23 protein-coding genes and 1 pseudogene are annotated in these 24,027 nt (G+C 34.2%); 20 read left to right on the forward strand and 4 right to left on the reverse strand.

The features are described 5' to 3' along the window. Positions 1 to 41 precede the first annotated feature (41 nt). The 8 genes and pseudogenes from CD29_RS08385 to CD29_RS08415 all read left to right on the forward strand — a co-directional run bounded on the left by CD29_RS08385 (position 42) and on the right by CD29_RS08415 (position 6,667). A complete protein-coding gene (locus tag CD29_RS08385) occupies positions 42 to 431 on the forward strand; it encodes a hypothetical protein (protein ID WP_036185285.1) in 390 nt (129 codons plus the stop codon). A gap of 297 nt (positions 432 to 728) precedes the next feature. Further along, positions 729 to 1,214, forward strand: a complete 486-nt coding sequence (locus tag CD29_RS08390) for a DUF4358 domain-containing protein (RefSeq protein WP_036185288.1) — start codon at positions 729 to 731, stop codon at positions 1,212 to 1,214. 3 nt (positions 1,215 to 1,217) lie between these two features. Continuing rightward, positions 1,218 to 2,603, forward strand: coding sequence for an MBOAT family O-acyltransferase (locus CD29_RS08395; RefSeq protein WP_036185290.1), 1,386 nt, complete (start codon positions 1,218 to 1,220; stop codon positions 2,601 to 2,603). Between the two features lie 146 nt (positions 2,604 to 2,749). Then, a complete protein-coding gene (locus CD29_RS08400) occupies positions 2,750 to 3,757 on the forward strand; it encodes a DHHW family protein (RefSeq protein WP_235801802.1) in 1,008 nt (335 codons plus the stop codon). A 272-nt stretch (positions 3,758 to 4,029) separates the two neighbouring features. Further along, positions 4,030 to 4,656 (forward strand): cysteine peptidase family C39 domain-containing protein, encoded by a 627-nt coding sequence (locus CD29_RS08405; RefSeq protein ID WP_036185295.1) that lies wholly within the window; start codon positions 4,030 to 4,032, stop codon positions 4,654 to 4,656. A 146-nt stretch (positions 4,657 to 4,802) separates the two neighbouring features. After that, positions 4,803 to 5,381 (forward strand): hypothetical protein, encoded by a 579-nt coding sequence (locus CD29_RS08410; protein ID WP_036185297.1) that lies wholly within the window; start codon positions 4,803 to 4,805, stop codon positions 5,379 to 5,381. A gap of 105 nt (positions 5,382 to 5,486) precedes the next feature. Further along, positions 5,487 to 5,705 (forward strand): annotated as a pseudogene (locus CD29_RS20865) (spore coat protein). Positions 5,706 to 5,845: 140 nt separating this feature from the next. Next, complete coding sequence (locus CD29_RS08415; RefSeq protein WP_036185300.1) at positions 5,846 to 6,667, forward strand: cupin domain-containing protein; 822 nt, start codon at positions 5,846 to 5,848, stop codon at positions 6,665 to 6,667. Between the two features lie 426 nt (positions 6,668 to 7,093). On the opposite strand, the gene CD29_RS08420 is transcribed toward CD29_RS08415, so the two are convergent. Then, positions 7,094 to 7,993, reverse strand: coding sequence for a 3D domain-containing protein (locus CD29_RS08420; RefSeq protein WP_036185303.1), 900 nt, complete (start codon positions 7,991 to 7,993; stop codon positions 7,094 to 7,096). Positions 7,994 to 8,451: 458 nt separating this feature from the next. Between CD29_RS08420 and CD29_RS08425 the strand changes: the two genes are divergently transcribed. From CD29_RS08425 to CD29_RS08450, 6 genes are all read left to right on the forward strand, one after another. Then, entirely contained in the window at positions 8,452 to 8,916 is a 465-nt protein-coding gene (locus CD29_RS08425; protein ID WP_036185305.1) for a hypothetical protein, read from the forward strand. A 164-nt stretch (positions 8,917 to 9,080) separates the two neighbouring features. Continuing rightward, on the forward strand, positions 9,081 to 9,530 hold the full coding sequence (locus CD29_RS08430; protein ID WP_036185307.1) for an NUDIX domain-containing protein: 450 nt from the start codon (positions 9,081 to 9,083) through the stop codon (positions 9,528 to 9,530). A 147-nt stretch (positions 9,531 to 9,677) separates the two neighbouring features. Next, a complete protein-coding gene (locus tag CD29_RS08435) occupies positions 9,678 to 10,235 on the forward strand; it encodes a DEAD/DEAH box helicase family protein (RefSeq protein ID WP_036185308.1) in 558 nt (185 codons plus the stop codon). A gap of 129 nt (positions 10,236 to 10,364) precedes the next feature. Next, entirely contained in the window at positions 10,365 to 10,766 is a 402-nt protein-coding gene (locus tag CD29_RS08440) for an NUDIX hydrolase (RefSeq protein ID WP_036185310.1), read from the forward strand. 150 nt (positions 10,767 to 10,916) lie between these two features. Continuing rightward, positions 10,917 to 11,378, forward strand: a complete 462-nt coding sequence (locus tag CD29_RS08445) for a hypothetical protein (RefSeq protein WP_036185311.1) — start codon at positions 10,917 to 10,919, stop codon at positions 11,376 to 11,378. A gap of 74 nt (positions 11,379 to 11,452) precedes the next feature. Continuing rightward, positions 11,453 to 11,896 (forward strand): ASCH domain-containing protein, encoded by a 444-nt coding sequence (locus CD29_RS08450; RefSeq protein WP_036185313.1) that lies wholly within the window; start codon positions 11,453 to 11,455, stop codon positions 11,894 to 11,896. Between the two features lie 62 nt (positions 11,897 to 11,958). On the opposite strand, the gene CD29_RS08455 is transcribed toward CD29_RS08450, so the two are convergent. Further along, a complete protein-coding gene (locus CD29_RS08455) occupies positions 11,959 to 13,203 on the reverse strand; it encodes an MFS transporter (RefSeq protein WP_036185314.1) in 1,245 nt (414 codons plus the stop codon). Between the two features lie 928 nt (positions 13,204 to 14,131). Here CD29_RS08455 and CD29_RS19975 point away from each other — a divergent pair. Continuing rightward, positions 14,132 to 16,204 (forward strand): methyl-accepting chemotaxis protein, encoded by a 2,073-nt coding sequence (locus CD29_RS19975; RefSeq protein ID WP_081976196.1) that lies wholly within the window; start codon positions 14,132 to 14,134, stop codon positions 16,202 to 16,204. A gap of 362 nt (positions 16,205 to 16,566) precedes the next feature. Then, entirely contained in the window at positions 16,567 to 17,004 is a 438-nt protein-coding gene (locus tag CD29_RS08465; RefSeq protein WP_036185316.1) for a VOC family protein, read from the forward strand. Between the two features lie 648 nt (positions 17,005 to 17,652). Here the strand turns inward: CD29_RS08465 and CD29_RS08470 are convergent. Both CD29_RS08470 and CD29_RS08475 read right to left on the reverse strand, forming a co-directional pair. Next, positions 17,653 to 17,955, reverse strand: a complete 303-nt coding sequence (locus CD29_RS08470; protein ID WP_036185318.1) for a hypothetical protein — start codon at positions 17,953 to 17,955, stop codon at positions 17,653 to 17,655. A gap of 208 nt (positions 17,956 to 18,163) precedes the next feature. Next, complete coding sequence (locus tag CD29_RS08475) at positions 18,164 to 20,062, reverse strand: endonuclease MutS2 (RefSeq protein ID WP_036185320.1); 1,899 nt, start codon at positions 20,060 to 20,062, stop codon at positions 18,164 to 18,166. 601 nt (positions 20,063 to 20,663) lie between these two features. On the opposite strand from CD29_RS08475, the gene CD29_RS08480 reads away from it, so the two are divergent. From CD29_RS08480 to CD29_RS20670, 4 genes are all read left to right on the forward strand, one after another. Then, positions 20,664 to 21,923, forward strand: coding sequence for an S-layer homology domain-containing protein (locus tag CD29_RS08480; RefSeq protein ID WP_235801803.1), 1,260 nt, complete (start codon positions 20,664 to 20,666; stop codon positions 21,921 to 21,923). 125 nt (positions 21,924 to 22,048) lie between these two features. Further along, a complete protein-coding gene (locus CD29_RS08485) occupies positions 22,049 to 22,705 on the forward strand; it encodes a uridine kinase family protein (protein ID WP_036185322.1) in 657 nt (218 codons plus the stop codon). A gap of 36 nt (positions 22,706 to 22,741) precedes the next feature. Next, complete coding sequence (locus tag CD29_RS08490; protein ID WP_235801804.1) at positions 22,742 to 23,281, forward strand: hypothetical protein; 540 nt, start codon at positions 22,742 to 22,744, stop codon at positions 23,279 to 23,281. A 553-nt stretch (positions 23,282 to 23,834) separates the two neighbouring features. Next, positions 23,835 to 23,996: a hypothetical protein gene (locus CD29_RS20670; protein WP_235801805.1), complete on the forward strand. Its 162-nt coding sequence runs from the start codon at positions 23,835 to 23,837 to the stop codon at positions 23,994 to 23,996. Positions 23,997 to 24,027: the final 31 nt, after the last annotated feature.

Below are 24,027 nucleotides of genomic sequence, written 5' to 3' on the forward strand. Positions count from 1 at the left end.
TATAGAAGTAGATAAAGAGGGTATGAAAAGGAGGAACTATTTTGAAGAATTATAGTCTAGTATTATTACGATTTGCTAGTGTTTTTGGTTTAATAGGAGCAATATTAGGTGCTCATATGGCAGGTGCAGGTTCTTATGCGTTTCGTCCCGTCCATGCACATATCTTAGTAGTTGGATGGCTAAGTTTATTTGCATGGGCTGTATACTATAAGGTTTTTCAGACAAAAAAAACGGTTACTGCAAAAATCCATGTTTGGAGTGCAATAATAGGTACTGTTGGCCTTACGTTTGGCATGTGGTTGTACATGGTAAAGCCATTTAATCTACCAGAAGTTATAACATTAGTCCTTTATATTGGTGGAGGAGTTACCTTACTTATAAGTTATATAATCTTTTGTTTCATTACACTAGTTTACAAAGAAGATAGATAATATATATAAATGGTTAAAGGTTAAAAACAGTGTATTTAATTTTTCTTATATAAATAATACCATTAAAGGTTTGTATCTAGAGAGGTCAGCAAAAGATTGACTAATCTCTCTAGTGGAATCTTGCCATATATAAATGAAATTTTTTAAGACGCTGCAATATTTTGCATGCGTCTTAAATTTTGCGCTAGTTAGGATTAAATTTTAATATTTATTTTTTTTTAGAATAATATTGTAACGAAATTTAAAAGCGTACGTCTATATCGTTTGAAGTTTAAAATGAATAGGAGAAAATAGATTATGAAAAAGCTACAGATGTTTTTTATGATAACAATTATAGGAGGATTGCTACTGGCAGGTTGTTCACAAGGCGCACCAAGTGCAGTTGAACCTGAGTTAACTACAACTCAAATGGTAGACGAGATGTTATCGAAAGTTGAGCAGCCGATGATGATGGAATTAACTGATAATCAAGTAAAGGATATATATAACATTGATTTAGAAGATCTTGAAGATTATGCCATTAGAATTCCAATGATGAATATTAAGACAAATGAAATTGCTATTTTAAAAGTAAAAGATTCATCTAAAGTATCAGCAGTGGAAGAAGCTGTGAAACAAAGAGCAGAAAGTGTGCAAAAGCAGTTTGAGACATATCTTCCAGACCAATATGAGAATGCTAAAAACTATAATCTAGTAACGAAAGGTAACTATATATTGTTTGTCATTTCAGAACAATCGGACGAGCTTATTGAAATATATGATAGTTTCTTTAACCAACAATAAACAATGGTTTTTAGCAGTATAATCTTTTTATTCTTATTCTTGCCAGCTGTATTAACACTTTACTATTGTTCGCCAAGAAGAATACGAAACTTAATTTTACTTTTAACGAGTCTGTTCTTCTATGCATGGGGAGAACCGGTTTACATTGTTATCATGCTAGTGTCTACTGTTACAGATTACTACTTCGGTTTGTTGCTAGATAAACCTGGATTAAGTCCCGTTAAACGAAAGTGCGTTGTTGCATTATCGATTGTTGTCAATCTGACACTGTTATCTTATTTTAAATACGCAGATTTTATTATTGAGAATGTAAATGGATTGTTCGGTACACATATTCCGTTAACAGAACTACCGCTGCCTATTGGCATATCCTTTTACACATTTCAGTCGATGTCCTACATTATAGATGTATATAGAGGGACAGTGAAGGCGCAGAGAAATTGGATTGATTTTGGAGCATATGTATCGTTGTTTCCACAGTTAGTGGCAGGTCCAATTGTACAATATAACACAATTGCCCATCAGCTTAATAACCGGTCAGAAAGTATAGAACTGTTCGCAGAAGGAATTCGTAGATTTACAATCGGACTATCAAAGAAGGTTCTACTTGCGAATAATATTGGCTTGCTCTGGGATATAATTTCGAGCTCCCAGCCAGAGTCGTTGCCTATGTTTACTGCCTGGTTGGGGATTATTGCGTTTGCCTTCCAAATTTACTTCGATTTTAGTGGATATTCTGATATGGCCATTGGTCTTGGGCTTATGTTTGGTTTTCGGTTTAACGAAAATTTCAACAAGCCATATAGTTCCCAGAGCATAACAGACTTTTGGAGAAGATGGCATATTTCGCTGGGGAGTTGGTTCAGAGAATATGTTTATATACCTCTTGGAGGCAATCGGAATGGTTTACTTAAACAATCGCGGAACATTTTGATTGTCTGGCTACTTACAGGTTTTTGGCATGGAGCAAGCTGGAATTTCATTTTATGGGGAATGTATTTTGGTGTCATCCTTATGTTTGAAAAATGGTGGGGGTTAAAGCTATTGGCGGCCTTACCACGATGGGTTCGGCATGCATATGCAATTGTACTTATTTTAATAGGATGGGTATTATTCGCATTTGAAACACCTACCTTAATTGTTGGTTACCTATCGGCTATGGCAGGTTTTAATAATCAACCGCTATGGAATGCTGAGACGGGATACTTTGTCTATACGAACGCTGTTTTATTGGTCGTATTAGTCATCGCCTCTTTACCAAAGAAACAAGCGTTTAAAGCCAATAAATTATCACTGTATCATCTAGTTTGGTATGGCTTTATCTTCTTATTATCAGTCGCCTATTTAGTAGACGCAACATTTAATCCATTTTTGTATTTCCGTTTCTAAGGGGTGAAAACTTGAAGAAGAATGCTGAACGACTATTAGTTGTTTTCTTTGTTGGCACATTGTTTCTGTTGTCGTTGTTATTTTTCTTTTTGCCACACCTCCGATTTTCTGAACTGGAAAACAGATTTTTACAGCGCCCACCAAAGATGACACTCGAAAATGTTTTGTCATCAAATTATGCAACAGAAGCTGAGAGCTATGTAACGGATCATTTTCCGTTTCGCGATCAATGGCTTTGGATAAAGTCGGTGAGTGAACAAGCCCGGCTGCAGCAGGAGAATAATGGAATTTATAAGGGGAAAGATGAGTACTTATTTGAGAAGTTTTTGCAACCTGATTATCATAAGCTTCAGAGATATATAGAAGGGGTAAATACTTTTGGAGATAATCATACGGATGTAGACATAACCTTTATGTTGGCGCCTACATCCGTAGGGCTTTATCCCGAGCGCTTACCATGGCTAGCCCCATCTTATTCTCAAGAAGATGTAAGTGAATTTGTCAGCAACTATCTAGATAACGACATAACGTATATGGATGGTTTTGATTTCCTTTCTCCCCATGCATCTGAATCTATTTACTATCGCACCGATCATCATTGGTCGACGTATGGAGCCTATTTGGCGTATGTTGCTTATATTGAAAAGAAGGGGTGGCAACCTCTTTCACAAGATGACTTTATAATCAAGGAAGTGAGCAATTCGTTTCTGGGTAGCTACCATACTAGAAGTCAGTTTCATGGACTATCTCCGGATATGATTGAAGCTTACCTACCTATTGAGCAAGTAGCAACCGAGATTTTTATAGCTGATACGAATGAAACACTTTCAAGTATGTATGATGAAAGTTTTCTTGGAAAAAAGGATCAATACGCCTATTTTCTAGGTGGCGTTCATGCACTAATGACAATTAAATCAGACCTTGATAAACTGGACATTAAACAAGATAAGCTACTCATTATTAAAGATTCCTATGCACACAATGTCATTCCATTCCTGACAAACCACATACCAGAAATTCATGTAATAGATATTCGGTATTATAATGGCAGTATTGGTGAGTATATGTCTGATAATGGACTGAAGGATGTATTATATATATTTAATATCTCCACATTTGTTGAAGATGCATCACTATTAAAGTTAAATAATTAGTTTTATTGTTGCATTAACAACTCTATCAATGTGAGTAGTATATGAATAAATTTTTCCAAAGAACGAACTGAAATATTAAAACCATCTATTAAATCTGAAACAATAGATGGTTTTAAATTACCCAAGGCGTTAATCCAAGAAGAAGGATTAATGCTTTTTTTATTGAAGTAATAACGGGGCAGTTTTTCTATACAATGAAAAGAAAAATCGTGAACATTGAAGGATTTAGCATATTGTTTCGATATCGAGGCTAAAGCTATGGAGGAAGTAGTATGTTTATAGTTAAAACAATTATTTTATGGATTATTATATCAACTCTAATTAATGCATATTTAATGTCATTACCCACACCTGTTTTACGAAAAAGAGATTATCCAGCTAGCTACCTTATTCAACAAAATAATCGAATAGATTTTCAGGACAATAAGGAATGTGCTGCATTTTCAACAGCGTATCTGTTGCGCCATTTTGGTATGGAGGCTGAGGGTGAAGCATTATATCGACATTTCCCTAGTAAAACGAGGACAGGCACTGTATATCCAAAGGGAATCCGAACGGTGTTAAGGGAAAAGGGCTTTAAAACAAACTATTATAAAGGGAATATAAATACATTAAAGTACGAGGTTAGTAAAGGAACTCCCGTAATTGTTTTTATTAAAGTGCGAGAGGGTTATAATAATTTACATTTTGTCCCTGTCGTAGGCTATGACGAGGAGTATATTTACCTTTCAGAATCATTAATGCATCTGGTGAATTATGATGATCACAAGAGCTTTAATCGAAAAGTTCCGATTAATGAATTTAAGAAACTATGGAATATAAAGAACATTCATATGCTTCTTTATAGCAATACTTACATAACTGTAGACGCTACAAAAATGAAGAAGTTATTGAACTAAAGAGTAGTACCAGTAGGATACTGTGAAAGTTTGAAATTAAAGTAATGGGGCGTTGATCTAAAAAGGATTAATGCATTTTTTTGAAATATTGAACTACCTGGGCTTTAAACATTGAAATAATGACACCATTAAAAGGAGGGAGAATTTTGGATAATTCACTTTTGATGAAGACTGAAACATCCTATACTTTGAACTTTTTGATTTACATACAAAATATTTTTCTCAATCAAAATACAAATAAAGAAAAATTAAAATTTCCTTATTTCTCAAACAGACTAACATTTAAAGAGAACTTTGAATTAAGGTATAAGGAACTGTGGATTGAATCATCACAAAGAATATATAGCGATGATGTTAACGATTTAAGAATATTTAATGATGAAAAAGATTTATTTTACCAAAAGCTATTTAAGATTCATCCAGATAGTTTGACAGATTTTAATGAAGTTTATCACTCCTTTCAAGTTTGGTGGGAAAGCTTTGCAGGGCGATTTTCGGTGGAAGGGTCTATCAATGAAATAGGTCAAAATTTATATTTGGAATTGGCAAATTCTATAAAGAATAGTGAAATCGAACCTCAAAAGCACTTAAATATAATTATAATTTATGATGAATGTTTATTAGCTAATAATGAAGTCTATTCATACTTTGCAATTCTTCCTATAAAAGATTTTTTTCTTAACTATAAAGAAGTAGTTTATAAATTAAAAGAATGTCTCTATTAAGCTAACGGGGGCATTGATCTAAAACAGATTAATGCATTTGTTTGTAGTTATTGAACGGAGCAGTTACTTAAATAAAGACTATACATTTTCTATATTCGCTGTAATATGTTTCAAGATAAAGAAATGGTCAATGATTATCTAGCTGGATTAAATGCAAGCTTAACTGGGTAGACAAATATCACTGCACAAACTAATAATGCTGAACTCAGACAGACATTAATACAATTGCGAAATCAAGATGAATCACGTCAACGAACTTTATACAGTTATGCCCTTCAGCGTCAGCTTCAGAAGAGGTCGTTCAGCAATTGCGAAACCAATTAATATCTGACATGCAAAACTAAGTTAGAAGCCGAACTTTGTATTAGGATTTTTATTTTACCTAACCCAAACTATAGAGTTGGAAGGCACAGATTAAAAAGTAGGCATATAATAGTACATCATTTTGCGAAAGGGTTGAAAAAATGTATTATCCTCCCAATGGGTATCCATATCAACACCCATATTACAGTAATGCATCGATGTATCATTATGGTGGAAACACAAACCAGTGGAATTCTTCATGGCCTGTTCTTGTAAACCATTTTGACTCATATCAAGTACTAAATGGTAATAATAGTTTGCCAATCAGGGATTACGGAAGAAATCCTTTTGTTATAAATATTAATGAGATAACGAAACAAAATAATACGTTTCGTACTGCATTGTGGACTGGAAGCCACCTACAGACTACATTAATGAGCTTGAAACCTGGAGAAGATATCGGTTTAGAAATGCATCCTGACGTTGATCAGTTTTTACGTATCGAACAGGGTCAAGGTATTACTCAAATGGGTAAAAGCAAGAATCAATTAGACTTTAGAAGAAGAGTTGAGGATGATTCGGCTATTTTTGTACCTGCTGGAACATGGCACAACTTAACAAATACAGGGAATATTCCGTTAAAGCTATATTCAATCTATGCACCACCAAATCATCCATTTGGAACGGTTCATTCAACAAAAGCAGATGCAATGTCTGCAGAGAAAGGGAACGCTCATCATAATGGAACTCCTAACATTGATGGTAAATCACCAGATGAATGGATACAATACACGAAATTTTTAGTCAACGAAGGGTTAGAAGATGTTAAAAGAGGAATAAATGCAACACACATTCTACAAGAATTTATACTCATGGGAGTTCTTGTAGGTAAAGGATATACTCCTGAAAAAGCATATGAACTGGTGGAAGAATGGGAAAAAACAGGGGTATCGAAACTACTGCAACAAAGCAAAAAGATGTAGAAGAATAAAGGGAAATGTGAAAAAACCACATTATAAGATAATGTAAACTATGGTTAAATATAGAGAAAGAATTAGTTTCTAAATTAGAACTATTAAAAGTAAAAGCTCTGTTTGGTGTTGACGGAAGTTTAGATGTACTAGAGGGAAAAGTAAAAGTTATCATTTAATGAAACGGTATGACTTTCGACAACTACATGGACTTGAAATTGAATTTTTAAAGATCATTTTCAGAAGCGAATTGATTTAGTCATATTGGATGATATTAAGCTGCTTTAAAGGCGAGTATCCTAAGGAGTAAATTATGCAGATGGAGCCTAAAAGGCCGGTAAAATTTTCCGATGAGAAAATTTTACCGGCTTAAATTTTTTTCAAAAAAACTTCCACAATGGTTGAAGCTCTTGTTGCTTGAATAGGTGTTTTGGATAACTAGTTTAATATTTTGACTTTTAATTGTTTTACTCCGAAATTGATTGCATCTTGTTGAGATGGAACAAACACATCGATACGATTACCTTTAATGGCCCCGCCAGTATCCCCTGCAATGGCTTCACCATAGCCTTCAACATATACTTTACTTCCAAGTGGAATGATAGAAGGATCAACAGATATGACTTTTACATTTGGATTTTCTTTAAGGTTAATTCCAGTTGCAGTAATACCTGAACATCCCTCACAGGTAGCGGTATAGGCTGTAGCCTCCACTGTTATTTCCTTTAAATCTGCTTTATTTGTTGATGGAGCAGTTGGCACAGTTTCTGCCTTATTTGTTGATGGAGCAGTTGGCACAGTTTCTGCCTTATTTGTTGATGGGGCAGTTGGCACGGTTTCTGCTTTACTAGTTGATGGAACAGTTGCATCAGACGTACTATCTGTTGAAGGAGTCATTGCTTCAGGTTCAGGTGTACTTTCCTTTGATTTTGATGATGCAGGTATCACTGGCTTTTCAGTTAAAGCCATTTTACTAGTCTTCATACCATCAAAGATTACTAGTGTTAAACCAGGTTGAATGAGATCCGTATGTAATTGGTTCCATTCTTTGATTTGCGAAACTGTAACTTGATGATCTTTGGCTATATCCCATAATGTGTCACCATGTTTAACTGTATATTGTTTTTCCGAGACAATTGTTAGGACATCCCCAGGGTGTATAAGGTCTGAAGTAAGATGATTAAACCTTTGGATATTTTCTACAGTTGTATTATTAGCACGAGATAAATCCCATAGGGTATCTCCTTTTTCTACTGTAATCGTTGCAGCTTGTACATTAGTACTTAAAGTTATCGTGAGTGCAGCTACTGGTACAATTGAGATCAATTTTTTAAACATAATTTTGCCTCCATATTCTTAGGTTGCTAATCTTTAACAATCGTAGCATAGAAATTTCTGAGGAAAAGAACAGGGAGGTGTTAATTTGTTTACGTCCATGGCAATTATATTGCAATAACATGTCTAAGGTGCAGGTTAATTTAACTTTCTTTAATAATCAGGCGCAATCATTGAATGAGAGTTTTTTCTACCTCAACTATAGGAAGTATTGACAAGAAAAGGATTTCAGCCTTTTTTTGTTGAAGTTAGAATGGCAGTCTAAGTATAGAAAAAAGACTTAATTAAATGGGAAAATTATTAAAACTGAGACTATGTTCAATCGCTTAGTAATAATATTGGAACGAGTCTAATAAATGCTCCGTTGATCCAAGAAGGATTAGCCCTTATTTTGTTGAACTTATTGTACTAATGGGGCAGGTTTGTTGAATAATATCAAATTTAGAAATTAGGGGGAGAAGATGAAGAAAAGAGACCTGAGCTTAATTGCTTTATTTATGTTAATCGGTACAATATTTGGCTGTTCAGCTAATAAAGGCGAATTTGATGATAAAAATATTATTTTTAATGTTATTAAAACTGAAACAGCCACTGAAAATAAATTCTATAAAATAGAAATATCAAACGAAACTGGATTTGATTTAACTCATCTTACGTTTAATTTAAGTTACCCAATAAAAACATCTAATGGTTCAAAGAGTAATCCTTACGTGGTAGAAGGAAAAACGGATGATATAAGACCGATAAATCTAAAATCAGGTGAGCCAATAACTTTTTCAATTTATACACCTATACAAGAGGTATTTGCCAATTCAAATTTACTTGATTTTGAAAACCCAGATATTGAGTTAGAAGGGTATTTTAAAGAAGGACAAGAGGAAATTCAATTTGGTATATATGGTGGATTGAGCGTTCTTGTTAATTAATATTCAAATTCGTTATTCAACTAACGGAGGGCGTTAATCCAAGAAGGATTCAATGCCCTTTTTATTGAACTTATTGTACCTACGGGGCAGTCTAGTGGAATAAGGATTCATTAATATAAATAAAGAAATATATATTATAATTCTAAAACTTCGGAGGGGTATTAATGAATAGACCTAAATTACGAGCAGAAGGGATCATATTTAATGACGATAAAACAAAAATTCTTGTGCAATGTGATTTAGAAGAAAGTTTTTATCGACTTCCAGGAGGTAGTATTGAATTTGGAGAAACATCTGTTTCTGCAATTAATCGAGAGTTTCTTGAGGAATTCGAATTGGTTCCAAATATTAGTGAACTCGCTTGTGTGAATGAGAGTATTATTAAAGTCAATGGGAAACAGATACACCAATGCACACTAATCCATTGGGGTTCGATTACTGAGGAGAAGATTATCGATCAATTAATTCATAAAGAGCATCCAGAAATAAAATTGATTTGGAGAACAAACGAACAACTACAATTAAAACCATTATATCCTGAAGGAATATTAGACATTATTGTATCCGATAAAAATGATATCTCTCATTTATTGATTGAAAAAAGTTATGACTAAAAGGGGTACACCCTAAAGAGGCGTTGATCCAAGAAGGATTAATGCCCTTTTTTGTTGAGGTTATTGAATTAACGAGGCAGGTTTATTGAAGAAGAATATAAAATAATAATTGAATAACTAAGAAACAATTAATATTGGAGGATACATATGAAATTTGTTCTTATATTTGGACCCCAAGCAGTCGGCAAAATGACGGTAGGACAGGAACTAGAAAAGAAGACTGAATTAAAACTATTTCATAACCATATGACCATTGATTTACTTGCACCAATCTTTGGCTTTAATTCGGAAATGTGGAGATTAGTAAATCTGTTTCGGAAAGAAATATTTGAGTCAGTAGCAAAGAGTGACCTGAAAGGTTTGATTTTCACCTATGTGTGGGGGTTTGATCTGCAATCTGATTGGGATTATGTCAACAAAGTTTGTGAGATTTTTGAGTCCAGTGGTGGTACTGTTTACTTTGTAGAACTTGAAGCTGATTTAGAGGAAAGAATTGAGCGAAATAAAAGTCCTCACAGACTTGAACACAAGCCTACAAAAAGAAATGTTGAATGGTCTGAAAAAGAACTAAAGGAGACAATGGAAAAACATCGATTAAACTCTTATGAAGGGGAAATAAAAAAGGAGAATTATATAAAAATTAACAATACCAATTTAACTGCAGTTGAAGTAGCAGAATTTATTAAAGAAAGATTTAATTTATAATTCTACCGTTTGTTATTCAACTAACGGGGGCGTTGATCCAAGAAGGATTCAGAGTTTTTTTATTGAACTTATTGTACTAACGGGACAGGATAGTTCAAGATAGGTAATGATAGTGTAGGTGGTGTTTCTATGAATAAATTTACTCTTACGTCAGGTGCGGTAGTTATTGATGAACATAAGAGAATTCTATTAAAAAAAGATCCTTACCGGGGTTGGGAGTTACCAGGTGGGATTGTGGAAGAAAATGAAAATATAAAGAATGCAGTAGTTAGAGAGGTTAAAGAAGAAACAGGAATAAACATTGATATTATTGGATTTTGTGGAATCTCACAAGAGTTAAAAAGAAATATATGTAATATGTGGTGGTTAGGAACACCTATAGATGGTAGTTTAAAAACAAGTAGTGAAAGTTTAGAGGTCGGTTTTTTTAGTATTGAAGAGGCGTTAAAACTGATAAAAAATGATGACTTTAAAGAGGAACTTTTAATATGTTTAGATACAGATAATCATCCATTTTTTATAACATTTTAAGTGACTATTTATTAAGCTAACGGAGGCAAGAGTGAAAGATTATTTTATAGATTAAAAGCTCTTTTATTGTTGTGATAACTATGTAGTTTACTTTAAGAAACCTTTGAAACTTTAAACTCAACGAGTAGACTAATTAACAAGGGGGTAAATATGAAAAAGAGATTTATTTTATTTACCGTAATTAGTTTTGCGTTAATAGGTTGTTCTCAAGTACAAAAAACTCAAACCGTTACAACAAGTAGTTCGCTTCATAATTATGATTTTGAGATGATCACAGAGGCTTTAAAGAATCATCCTGATTTTCCAAAATTAACTCTCAATGAATCCTCTAAAATAGAAGAAGTTGTCTATCAAAAAAATACATATAATGTAACTTACTCTTGGGAAACGGAAGTAATTTCACATGGATCAACAGTTGTGACTGACCCAAAGGATGAAGATATAGTAGTGTGGACAGAGGATTCATCAGCGGATTATTATATAACTCTAATAAAAGATTGGGAAACCGAAGATGGTAGAGTGAAAAGTTACTGGAAGTATAAATATATTCCCCACACCAACGAAATTGAATTAATTGAAAGTGAAGATAATGACTATAAAATCAACGAATAGAGAACTTTTCTTATTTCATAAGACACCTAAAGAAAGTAATTAGTAACCGAAATATTATGTTAAAGGATGATTATATGAATAATAGATTACAACAATTTTGGAATGATTATTGTGTAGCAACTCATCAGGAAGGACTTCAATATAAAGACGCTTTTCAATTTGGATCTTCTGCTGATTGGTTAGCTGATTTAGTTGTCGAAGGAAAGAAGACAGCAACAACTTCAGGTTTCGTATTTTATGAGTTAGAAAAGGAAGCTATACCTAGTGCTGGTGAACATTATATTGTTTTAGATGGTCGTGATGAGCCGGTCGCAATCATTCAAATTCAATCTGTTGAAGTGGTTCCTATGAATGAGGTAACAGAGGAATTTGCTTTAGCAGAAGGTGTAAAAGATTATCAGTTTTGGTGGGATGCACACGTAGAGTTTTTTACTAAATCACTAAAAAAATATGATATTGAATTTTCACCAAGTATGTTAGTAGTATGTGAACGGTTTAAAAAAGTATATCCAATATAAAGTAAGAAGGGGATTTTACAATTGAATACGATGTAAAACCCCTTTTCTCCAATTTAATCCAATTATATTTTCTCTGCACCTTCATTAGTTTCTAAGTTGACAACATCTTGATCATTAAGTTTTTGGAAAATCGGAATAAACCAGCAAACTATGGTAGTTAAAGCAATTAAGCACCCTAAGACAGTAAATAATATTGGAATAGAAAAAATTTGTGCAAAAAGGCCACCTAATGCCGCACCAAAAGGTATCCCTGCCTGAGCTAGTAAGATTCTCACTGAAAAAACTCTGCCACGTAAATGTTCAGGTACTCTTCGCTGATAAAGGGTCGTATTGTTAATGTTAAAAATAATGGCAAATAGTCCTTGTCCAAATGAAATAACTAGAGCAAGCCAATAAAATGGAGTCCAAGCTAAGCCCAAAAATAAAACCCCGTTAAGGAACAATGCCCCTAACATGACTCTTTTCCTGTTCTTTGGCTCTTTTAATGTTCCAGTAAGCAAAGTTCCAGCTAGCATTCCAAATGAAAAAGCTGAAGTAAATAAACCGTATTGAAATGCGGTGCCGCCTAATTCATCTGTAATATATGGTAAGAACATTGGTTGAGCTGCTCCGGAACTAAAATTAATTAACATCATCATCAATCCTACCCCTAGCAATACGGGGTAGACGCGGTAAAATTGTAGACCTTCTTTAAATTGAAAGTACCAACTTTCCTTTTTTTCTATTCGCCTTTTCTTAGAACTTGGATTCTTCATTAATAATGCACCAGATGCCCCTAGTGAAATAATGAGGATGAGTAAGACAGCTTCTATTCCAAAAAAGGAGATTAATAGTCCTCCTAATGTTGGCCCTAAAAGCATCATGACTTGCCCCGTACCTTCAAGAAGAGAGTTACCTTTTATTAGTTTTTCCTTAGGTAATATATCAGCAACATAAGCCATACTCGCCGGATAAAAGATCGGTTGGGCAATTCCAATAGCTATAGATACTATAAATAACTGCCATGCTTGTACTAGATTCAAAGATAAGAATATGAATAATATAAGAAATGTCGCTGCTCTTGACCACTCTGAAAAAATCATTACTTTTTTTCGGTCCCATCGATCTAAAAATGGACCTGCAAATAATTGAATAATTATATTAGGAAGCATAAATGATACCCAAACACTCCCCATAGCCACCTTTGAGCCTGTCATCTCATATACTAGCCAAGCTAAAGTGAATGTTGCAAATGTACTTCCTAATCCAGAGGCAGCTTGTGCTAACCATAAAATAACAAACTTTTTATTCTTAAATAATTCTTTCATAATACCTTACCCTCCTTGAATCCCTCCATCTCCAAGTTCATTCTCTACTTACCGGCGCAAATCCTCCTAGCATATGTTGATCAAAGCTGAACGATTGAGTCTCGCATAACTTTCTATTCTACTTATTCGCTGATAGAAGACTTTCACTAATTATTTTGTATGATTCGCCATACATGTTTAAGAGTTTAAAAATACATGGCACTAATATTCACCAGGTGGAGAAATAACAATTTTGACACGACCAGCTAGTGTTAGAATTTTTTTGTATCGAGTGGCAAGTTTCACTATTAGGATATGCCTGTAGAATGATCCATATATTCTGATAGGGACACGTTTCGTTAGAATGCTAGTAATTGATAGTGAATCATAATAGGTAATACTATTTACGATTATTATTAGATATAAGTTGTAAAACAGAGTCAATCTTTTGGAATTAAGTTCAAGGAATGAAATAATGTGTATCAAAAATGATTGAAAAATGTTAAGGGAAATTGATTTTGTAGGATAAAGTTACTAAAAAGTAAAGTGAACATACTAATCTATAGAATTTGTGTTGATATATTATATTCATTTTGTCGAAAAATGTTGGATATCGTCAATTGTAGGAATATAATAACGATTGTGAATTTTAAACTTGAATTTACTATACCTATTTTAATTTCAGAGAAGGGATTTTTAGTGCCTTTTTTTGAATTTTGATTGGTTATTTAGTATTAGTAAGCCGCAAAAGTATTTTAGGTAGTTTTTAATTACATTACGAGTTAAAAAATAATAGGAGAGGTTAAATGGAACTATTTAGCAGTAATAGAGGCTATAAAAGGCTAATTCTATTGATTTTATTGTAGGGCTTTTTACGAAAATAGAATAAAGATAGAGTTAAATAATACCGAAAATAAATTTAGAGTACATAGATTGGAAGGAATATTTAATGGTAAAAAAAGATAATGAAAAGAAGTCGAACTTGTTTTCTTGGATTAGAAATAGTATTTCAACAAAAGTAGCTTTAGCTCTTTTTATAGCTATCATCATTGTATTTTCAATTACAGGATTTCTAATTTACTCTTATACAAAATCTATATTAGTTCAAAGTGTAGAAGTAAATGTATCAACGAATAGTGACGCAATTGCTGATCAAGTTAATAGTATGTTTGCTGAAAAAAGCACAGTTGTTAGACAAATTGCAACAAACCAGGAGATAGTAAAATACTTGAATTCAGCCCAATCAAGGGATGAAGCAACGACAAATTCGTATTATGATGGGGTTTTAAAATCACTTGACGAGATTGTTAAAACAGATGATGCTATAGCAATGGCTTGGGTGGCCAGCAATAAGTCCAATTTTCTAGTTGGAAGTAATAACATACTATCTGATCCAAGTTTCGATATAAAAAGCAGACCTTGGTATAAACAAGCCATAGAGGAAGATGATGTATATTTTACTGAGCCATATATGGACGAAGTATTTGGAAAAATTATTTTAAGTGCTATGAAACCTATTAAAGAGGGCGAAAATACGGTTGGTATCGTTGCGATAGACATATTTTTAGATAAGTTACCCCAATTAATGCAATCTAATAAACTGGATGAAAGTGGATATTCATTTTTACTCTCCAACGATGGAACCATACTATATCATCCAAATAGTGAGTTAATACTGGAACAAAAACTTCAATCACTTTCTGGTGACATAGGAAATTTGGGTCGGAAAATGGTTGAGGGTGAAAAGGGTCTTGAATTAACAAATGTAAATGATCGCTTAGAATATATCGGGTATTCACCAGTTCCAACAACGAATTGGTCTGTTGGAACATCTATACCACAAGAGGTAGCATTAAGTAGTCTTAATACTTTTACCTACATGATGAGTTTATATTTTATGACTGCTTGTTTTATCCTTATTGTTTTAGTATTCTTCCTGTTAAAACGTATGTTAAGAGAAATACCTCATGTTACAAATGTAATGAAGCAACTAGCGTTAGGTAATTTAAGTCAGAAAGAATTACAATCAATATCTAAAGATGAAATAGGACAATTAGTAACATCTACAAACCAATTGAATCAGAACTTGCGAAATATAGTAAGTCAAATCAATATTGTTTCTGAAACAGTAAGTAGTCAAAGTGAAGAATTGACCCAATCTGCAAGCGAAGTAAAAATGGGATCAGAACAAGTGGCATCTACCATGCAAGAATTAGCAGCTGGTTCTGAAAATCAAGCCAATAGCGCGAGTGATTTATCATTTGGTATGAATAATTTTGCAGATAAAGTGCAAGAAGCAAATGAAAATGGTTACCGTATAGAAGCAAATTCAAAAGTAGTATTAAAGATGACTGAAGATGGATCAGAGTTAATGAAAAATTCAATTCTCCAAATGGAAAAAATTGTTGATATTATGCAGGATTCAGTCAAAAAGGTTCAAGGGCTAGACAAGCAATCACAAGAAATCTCTAAATTAGTAACCGTGATTAAAGACGTTGCAGATCAAACGAACCTTTTAGCTTTAAATGCCGCAATTGAAGCAGCAAGGGCTGGGGAGCATGGAAAAGGATTCGCCGTAGTAGCAGATGAGGTAAGAAAACTTGCTGAACAAGTATCTAATTCGGTAACGAATATAACTAGTATAGTAGGTAACATTCAAAAAGAATCGGGTCTAGTATCGGAAGTGTTACTAGGAGGCTATAACGAAGTGGAACAAGGAAAATCACTGATTGAATCAACTGGTGAGACTTTCCATGGAATTAGTGGAGCTGTAACAGAAATGGTTAATAGTATTACGACGATTGCCGAAAACTTAACTCACATTGCAGCAAGTTCACAGGAGATGAATGGAGCAATTCAAGAAATTGCATCTGTTTCTGAAGAATCTGCAGCTGGTGTTGAACAAACATCTGCATCTTCTCAACAAATAAGTAGCATTATGGAAGAAGTAGCCGGTAGTTCGAATCAACTAGCAAAATTAGCTGAAGAGTTAAATGAATTAGTCAAACATTTTAAGTTATAAGGTAATCAAAATTAGTCCAATAACACTCTATATTACAATTATTAATAATCTCTATTGATCATTTTACTACCTTTAAATAGCAAACAATCGACTATTAATGGGATTAAAAATATCCCTAGATGTTCAAGCAAAAACAGTTACATTTCTGCTACCGGTAGTATTACATTTAAACTTGGGATGATATTTAATTGAATTAGTAAAGAAGCTAAGAGACTTTTCCTCTTAGCTTCTTTGTTTAATTTATTGAACAAACGGGGAAGGATTGTTGAAGAACGGTATTTTCTGTGTAAGCGAATTAAAGTTTTAACCCAACACTACACGAATAAAGTATTGAAATAACAGGAACAAAGGAGGTATCAGATATGAAGATTAATAGAATAGATCATGTGAGTATAAACGTAAATAATCTTTCAGAGGCTAAAGCATTTTTTATCGATTTGGGACTAGAGGTAAAAGGGGAATGGGAAATGGAAGGAGATTTGATGGGTTATGCTGTTGGGCTTAATGGCGTTAAAGTTGTGTGTGTAGGATTGGGAATGCCAGATGGTCAGACATGGATAGAGCTGATCAAATTTCTTACGCCGTCAAATGAAGAAGATATTCAGCCATCCTTTGCAAATACACTGGGGATCCGACATATTGCATTTGCTGTTGAAGATATTGAAGCTGTTGTTGCCAAATTGAAAAAGAGGGGTACGGAAATCTTTAGTAAGATACAGCAATATGAGGAAAATTATAAGTTATGCTACGTTCGAGGTCCAGAGGGAATAATTTTGGAATTGGCGGAGGAACTTAGTTAACTTTAAGGAATTCTACTTACTGTCCAAGGGAAAATGATTATTGTATTTTGATTCGCTGTGATATAGATAAATTCATTTGAGCAAATCTAATAGAAAAGGTCTTCATACTGGTGAAATAGACATTTTGCGCCAGAAATCGATGGGAAAGGACTTGATAAGGTGGATGAAGACCTTTTGGGGTAGGAAATCGATTAGAAAAGGTCATGATAAGGTGGATGAGGGCCATTTGCGCCAGAAAATCGATTGGAAAAGGTCATGATAAGGTGGATGAGGACCTTTTACTCCAGGAAATCGATTGGAAAAGGTCATGATAAGGTAGATGAAGACCTTTTACGCCAGGAAATCGATTGGAAAAGGTCTTGGTAAGGTAGATGAAGACCATTTGCGCCAGAGAATCGACTAGAAAAGGTCATGATAAGGTGGATGAAGCCCATTTGCGCCAGGAAATCGATTGGAAAAGGTCTTGGTAAGGTAGATGAAGACCATTTGCGACAGAGAATCGACTAGAAAAGGTCATGATAAGGTGGATGAAGACCATTTGCGCCAGGAAATCGATTGGAAAAGGTCATCATAACGTCAATGAAGACCTTTTGCGCGTGAAAATCTACTAAAAAGGTCTTCATAAGAAAAGTAAAGTAACAAAATTTTTTATTTTCCTTTTTTTTGTCGATGTAGCTCTTTAGTTAAGTATTTAATCTGCTTTTTGAGCTCGCTTATTTCATCGTCTATATTGTTACTGTTATTGTTACTGTTACTGTTTTTGTTATTGTTACTTTGATTTTGTGTTTGTTGCAATTCTTCTAGCGCAAGTACTGCAGCATAGGTTGAGATGGCATCGCCAAGTGTTGCAAGAAAGCCCCCTAGTACAGCTAGTTGAGCAGCATTCATTTCATTATTTGATGAGTTATTAGCGTTACTTTTATTGTTATTTAAATTATTGTATGGATTCATTATTATAACCTCCCGTTCACGTGCCTCATTTATAGTTTATGAACGGTCCTCAAAAAAGTAACGGGCATTCAAATAGATAATAAGTACACTCTAGCTCACCACCTTTAACTTCATTAATAAGGTGAAGAGTTGCAGTGAAAAAGCCCATCTCCTCGATCTAGCTTTGAGAGGAAATGGACTATTCATAACAGTGTCGCCTTATGCTGACTTATTTATTTTTACGTAATTCTTTATTGATTTTCCGAAGTGCTTTTTTCGAGCCTCGTTCAATATCGTGATTTAGTTTACGTGTTCTATAGTCAGTGAATAGGGAGTCTAAATCATAACCTTCTGGATATAATTCTTCCGCTTTTTCCTCAAGCGTCAATCGTTTCTCGTTCACCTCAAGGAATTCCTTCTTATAAAATACAGTCACATTTGAATACTTATCTTTCTCTTTATATACAATTCCAAAGTCGTTGTAATCCAGCAGTTTCACACGATCGCCTTTTTGATAATCGACCAGGTTCTCCGCCACCTCAACAACTTCATTTGGAGTCCTAATTTTGCTCGCATTCAGTCGTTCTAAGCGATATTCTTTATTCTTCATATAATCTTCGGCTCTTTTTAACACATGTTCAGGGACACTCATTTTCCTCGAGATCCACAACGCGTTACTGTCTCCAGATTTCCCAATCAACAGTTTAAATAAAGGCTCCAATGTTTCATTGTTAAATTGCATGGCTGCATTCATAAAGTCACTATGCATTTCAGAAAAACGTTTGATCTCTCCATAATGCGTAGTTGCAACAGTAATACATCCTTTCAAATAAAACTCCTCTAAAATTGAGATGGCAATCGCAGCACCTTCGTTTGGCTCAGTTCCACTACCAATTTCATCAAACAGTAGCAGAGTGTTGTTGTTCGCTAGACGAAGAATTTCAGATAAATTCTTCATGTGAGAAGAAAAAGTACTTAGTGCATTTTCTAAACTTTGATTGTCGCCAATATCTACAAAAACATTATCAAATACTGCTATTTCAGTGCCCTTGGCTGCAGTAATATGAAAACCAGACATGGTTGCCAACGTAACAAGCCCGATTGTTTTTAATACAATAGTTTTCCCTCCAGCATTCGGACCCGTGATCACTAAGCTTCGATAGTCCTCCCCAATCAGAAACTGAAGTGGAACAACATGACCAGATAACAGGGGATGCCTGCAATCCCGCAGATGAATCTTTCCATAATCATTTATTTTCGGCTCAATTCCATCCACATGCCTACTAAATTTCGCTTTAGCAAAAATCATGTCGTATTGGGAAATGAGCTCAATATTTACTTTAATAGGGTGGAGATTTTCAAGAACGAGCCCAGTTAATGTAGCGAGAATTTGATATTCCACCATTGCTTCTTCCGATTTCAGTGTTGCCAGCTCTGCACTTAACTTTCCTACAACATTCGGTTCCATAAAGACCGTAGCACCTTTACCAGAAACCTCAACAACTGAGCCCTGAACATGGTTTTTAAATGATGCTTTTATAGGAATCGTATAACGATCATCTTTCAACGTGATAATGAATTCCTGAATATACTTGCTGTTTGCGCTACTATTTAAAAACTGATTTAACCGATCCTTAATTTTTTGTTCAGCTGTTTGGATATGATGACGAATTCGTTTTAGTTCACCACTAGCTGCTGAATCCACCTGATTGTTTTTAATGGAAAAATTGATTTCTTCTTCAACATCTAAAAACTCAGTCATGGAGCGAGCGTAAGATGCTAGGGTTGGTGCAGCGAATTCCTTGCCAGACATGAACGTCTTGATTCTACGGCAACCTCTTAAAAAGTCAGAGATACTTAACAATTCAGATGGATCAAGAATCATGCCTTTTTCTAATTTTGTAATGATATGTTCAATGTTAGACACACCTGAAAAGGGGACGTTCCCACCTTCATCAAGAATTGCGCGTGCCTCCGATGTTTCAGTTAAACGATGTTTAACGACTTTTACGTTGGAACTAGGAAGTAATTGGTTGATTAGTTTTTTCCCAAGTCCGCTCACACAATAAGATTTCACAATCTCTTTTAGCTCGTTATATTGTAATTTTTCAAAAGTATTTTCATTCATTCTTTTTTCTCCTCACTGTGATTTAAATCAGCAATGAAGAAACCTACTGCCCTAGGATTTCAATGAGATATTTAGACATAAAAAAGCCACGGCAGATACCGTGGCTTAACTTTTACAAGCATAAGGAAATAAACCCATCCATAAAGATGAAGTAGTGCGCTTGTTTATAAAGTGTTTAGGTAGGTATCTTCATAGTTGGAAATAAGTCCATAACAAAATAAGGGGTGAGATTCTAATGAAAATCCCCAGATGTTAACAATTCCTTATTTCCTATAATGTTTTCCTATTTAGAAACTACCGCACTCACAAACATGCACCTCATTTATTTAATTGATTTTCTCATTGAAATCAACTTTACAGAAATATTATACGTTGCCTAACAAGAATTGTAAAGAATGTCAAATGCCAATTGTGTCCACCAAACTTATAAACCATCATTTGTCCTTAGGGATGAATGGTGGTTTCTTTTTGTTTCGAAAAAAATAAATCCCGTTATGCAAATATTGGGGGTTTACCCATGAATTAGCCCTCCAATGGGTAGAAATAAATTGCTATGATGGTAGAGTTGTTTTTACTAGATTGATATAAAGGAGTTGGAGATTTGGCCAATAAAACAAAAGTGAGAATTCTACTTACTATCATTTTAGTATTTACATTAGTTAATAGGAACTCGCTAATATCAAGTGCAAATGGACTTAATCCCGTACCAATTGAAGATGTAAATTTAGGAAAAAATAGTAATGCCTATTTACCTGTATTTTATCCTTCCACTCAAATGAAAGAAGATTTTGTTAACGAAATCTCTAAATATGCAATGGAAGCAAATAAAAAGTGGGGGATTCCTGCCAGTGCTATTACTGGTATGGCAATTCTTGAAAGTGGATACGGAACTACAAGAATTGCAATAAATGCCAAAAATATATTCGGAATAAAAGTATGGGGATATAATCCCGATAATGCTTGGCAACTACAGGGGCAACCTGATGAAGATTATGAAGCAGTCCCTGTTTTAGCTAATTATGGAGAGAATCGAATTTTATACGATGAAAGCCAAAGAAGAGATAACTGGTATCGTGACTTTGATTCTTATAAAGAAGCGGTAGATTATTTAGCAGGGAATTTGTTATTAAATCAGAGATATCGTTTCGCAAAAACAAATTATGATGAAAGACTCAAAAGTGGATGGAGTTTTGAGCAGGCATCTAAACAATATCTTTATGACATTGCCAATGCCGGATATAACCATCTGGGCGGGGAATACTACAAAACTAAAATAGGTTCAATGATGGACCAATGGAATTTATATCAATATGACGATGAAAGAAGATTTATAGACATAGGTGGACATTGGGCTGAAAATGAAATCTTATTCTTAGCAGAAAAAGGTTGGATAGCTGGATATCCTAATAGAACATATAAGCCGAATGACACTTTAACAAGAGCGGAAGCCGCTAAAATTATGGATAACTTTTTAACGCTGACGCCAACGAATGAAAACATTTCATTTAAAGATGTTCATAATGGTTTTTGGGCATCTGAACCCATTAGTTTAGTTGCACAAAATAAAATAATGAATGGTACAGGTGATGGATATTTTTCTCCTAAGGCCATTTTAACCAGAGCGCAAATGGCACAAGTATTCTATAATGCTGGATTTTATGGTCAATCTGCTAATAATGTTATGAATTCATTTAAAGATGTAGGCGAAAATTCTTGGGCATATGTTGCCATTGAAACAATGAAACAAGAAGGGATTATGGCTGGTTATTTAGATGGTCAATTTGGTCCCAATGATCCGATTACTAGAGCGCAAATGGCAGCTGTTATTTATCGAATACATAGCAAAGGGTTTGATAGATAAAAATTAGTAAATTTTAAGAAGCACTTTAATAGTAAGGTAAGGCATTTCTTTATGAAGGAGAAATGCCTTTTTTTATTGAATTAAGCTATATCAGCCGAATAAGAAAAGAGAAAAGAGAGTGAACGATGGATACATTAATACAAGAAATTGTACGTTGGATTGAAGATTCTGATAAGAAGTTAGTTATTGGCATCTCTGGTCATGGTGCTGCCGGAAAGACGACATTTGCCCATAAGTTAAAGGAAGAGTTAAAGACTAATATAAACTATATTAATACAGACCCTTACATAGTAAGCTCAGCAATAAGAAAGCATGCAGAGATTGACTATACATACAATGGAACACCACATCGCTTTAAAATGACAGCATGCCATCCCGCAGCACATCACATCCCAGCCTTAGAAAGAGATGTTCAAATGTTAAAGGAAGGCATGGATTTGCGCACGATTAATACTCGTTATTTAAAAAGTACAATACTCACTTCACAAAACAAAATATCTATTGTAGAAGGTATGTGCGTAGCTTTTACGAACCCTGAATTATATGATCTTCTTATTTATTTTTACACAGACGGAGATACAGAACTTTCTAGAAGATTCGGTCGAGATATTGAGGAAAGAGGAATGGATGTTGAGTATTTAAAACAATCTCATAACGAGCGCCGTATTCAGTACGAAGTGTTCATGCACCCATACAGTAAGAATTTCGATATTGTTGTTAAAAGTAGCAATGAAACACTTACTATTGAAAGGGCTAGTATACTATTCAAGGAGTGGGATTAACATCAACAGATTCATTCTATTAAAAGGAGGATGAAATTGAAAATCAAGATAATGATCGGATTATTGCTTTCTGTCGTATTTTTAGTTGGCTGCTCAAATGAACTTACCTTTGAGGAATTCTTTCATCAAGAAATGAAGCGAATGTACAAAGATGCTAATAATTTTTCGTATAATCTTGTACATACAGAATTAAATGCAGTTCACGAAAACGATGCGATTGCGGTATTTAAAGAACATAACAGCCAAGGAGAACAAATTTTCATTGCCTATTTTGAGAAAATGGAGAATAGGTGGGAATGGAAACAAACAAGAGGCGCGGAGTGGGATACACCCCATAAATGGTCTGCTATGAACGAGATTCCATATATCTACTCCGGAGCAATTAGTGAAACTGATATTAAAGAAATCTATGCTGGAAATGAAAAAGCAAAAATAATCGATGTCGAAGGAAATAAAAAATATTGGTACGCAATCAGCCCTTTTAAAGAAGTTCAAGTAAAGTTTGTAAGAAATGACGGTACAGAAGAAATAGTAGAATCGATTGATGAAGAAATGTTGAAGGATTGGGGGAAATAACATACTATCGGGGTTTTCATACTCTATTGCTAGATATCAAGCAAGGACATTGAAGGATAATAGCCAATTACGCCTCGATAATAGACAAAACCAGGGGAATAATAGACAAACAAGGGCAGATAATAGACACTCATGCAAAGAGTGATAGGATAAAAGCCAATTACGCCCCGATAATAGACAAAACCAGGTGGATAATAGCCAAAATAGGGCAGGTAATAGACACACGAACAAAGAATGCTTGGATAATAGCCAATTATGCCCTGATAATAGACAAAATTAGGTGGATAATAGCCAGAATCAGGCAAATTATAGACACTCAGCAAAAGGATCAACGAGGTGCAGTTTTATGAACTTTATAAAGTCTATAGACATAATATTTATCTTCGCTTTTTCACTATTAATAGTTTACGATTTTTTCCCTAATACTCCTTTCGCTGACTTTATCCCAAGTGGTGTTCTGATTCCACTTATTTTAGTAATAATGTTGGTGAGTCTGATATTCAAAAAGTACAGGGAAACAAATAAAAAAGTGCTATTTAAATGGCAAATATTTATGATGATTTATATTATTCTTTTAATAGGTACTATGACGATTTTAGGTGGCCAATCCTCTACTGGTATAGCGTTTGATAATGAAGTCATGTGGATCATCTTTTTGATGTCACTCTTTAGTATGTATTCACAATGGAAAAAGCTAAGAAATTCAGAAGAATAAAGAGCGAGTTAGTACAAATGATAGGGGGCTA

Origin of the sequence: Ureibacillus manganicus DSM 26584 (genome assembly GCF_000772945.1) — a bacterium.
Classification (GTDB): Bacteria; Bacillota; Bacilli; order Bacillales_A; family Planococcaceae; genus Ureibacillus; species Ureibacillus manganicus.

What these genes read in the sequence shown, in the direction of transcription:
- CD29_RS08390 (WP_036185288.1), top strand. Translation starts at nt 729, where the DNA reads ATGAAAAAGCTACAGATGTTTTTTATGATAACAATTATAGGAGGATTG.
- CD29_RS08395 (WP_036185290.1), top strand. Translation starts at nt 1,218, where the DNA reads ATGGTTTTTAGCAGTATAATCTTTTTATTCTTATTCTTGCCAGCTGTA.
- CD29_RS08400 (WP_235801802.1), top strand. Translation starts at nt 2,750, where the DNA reads ATGACACTCGAAAATGTTTTGTCATCAAATTATGCAACAGAAGCTGAG.
- CD29_RS08405 (WP_036185295.1), top strand. Translation starts at nt 4,030, where the DNA reads ATGTTTATAGTTAAAACAATTATTTTATGGATTATTATATCAACTCTA.
- CD29_RS08415 (WP_036185300.1), top strand. Translation starts at nt 5,846, where the DNA reads ATGTATTATCCTCCCAATGGGTATCCATATCAACACCCATATTACAGT.
- CD29_RS08420 (WP_036185303.1), bottom strand. Translation starts at nt 7,993, where the DNA reads ATGTTTAAAAAATTGATCTCAATTGTACCAGTAGCTGCACTCACGATA.
- CD29_RS08425 (WP_036185305.1), top strand. Translation starts at nt 8,452, where the DNA reads ATGAAGAAAAGAGACCTGAGCTTAATTGCTTTATTTATGTTAATCGGT.
- CD29_RS08430 (WP_036185307.1), top strand. Translation starts at nt 9,081, where the DNA reads ATGAATAGACCTAAATTACGAGCAGAAGGGATCATATTTAATGACGAT.
- CD29_RS08435 (WP_036185308.1), top strand. Translation starts at nt 9,678, where the DNA reads ATGAAATTTGTTCTTATATTTGGACCCCAAGCAGTCGGCAAAATGACG.
- CD29_RS08440 (WP_036185310.1), top strand. Translation starts at nt 10,365, where the DNA reads ATGAATAAATTTACTCTTACGTCAGGTGCGGTAGTTATTGATGAACAT.
- CD29_RS08445 (WP_036185311.1), top strand. Translation starts at nt 10,917, where the DNA reads ATGAAAAAGAGATTTATTTTATTTACCGTAATTAGTTTTGCGTTAATA.
- CD29_RS08450 (WP_036185313.1), top strand. Translation starts at nt 11,453, where the DNA reads ATGAATAATAGATTACAACAATTTTGGAATGATTATTGTGTAGCAACT.
- CD29_RS08455 (WP_036185314.1), bottom strand. Translation starts at nt 13,203, where the DNA reads ATGAAAGAATTATTTAAGAATAAAAAGTTTGTTATTTTATGGTTAGCA.
- CD29_RS19975 (WP_081976196.1), top strand. Translation starts at nt 14,132, where the DNA reads ATGGTAAAAAAAGATAATGAAAAGAAGTCGAACTTGTTTTCTTGGATT.
- CD29_RS08465 (WP_036185316.1), top strand. Translation starts at nt 16,567, where the DNA reads ATGAAGATTAATAGAATAGATCATGTGAGTATAAACGTAAATAATCTT.
- CD29_RS08470 (WP_036185318.1), bottom strand. Translation starts at nt 17,955, where the DNA reads ATGAATCCATACAATAATTTAAATAACAATAAAAGTAACGCTAATAAC.
- CD29_RS08475 (WP_036185320.1), bottom strand. Translation starts at nt 20,062, where the DNA reads ATGAATGAAAATACTTTTGAAAAATTACAATATAACGAGCTAAAAGAG.
- CD29_RS08485 (WP_036185322.1), top strand. Translation starts at nt 22,049, where the DNA reads ATGGATACATTAATACAAGAAATTGTACGTTGGATTGAAGATTCTGAT.
- CD29_RS20670 (WP_235801805.1), top strand. Translation starts at nt 23,835, where the DNA reads ATGATGATTTATATTATTCTTTTAATAGGTACTATGACGATTTTAGGT.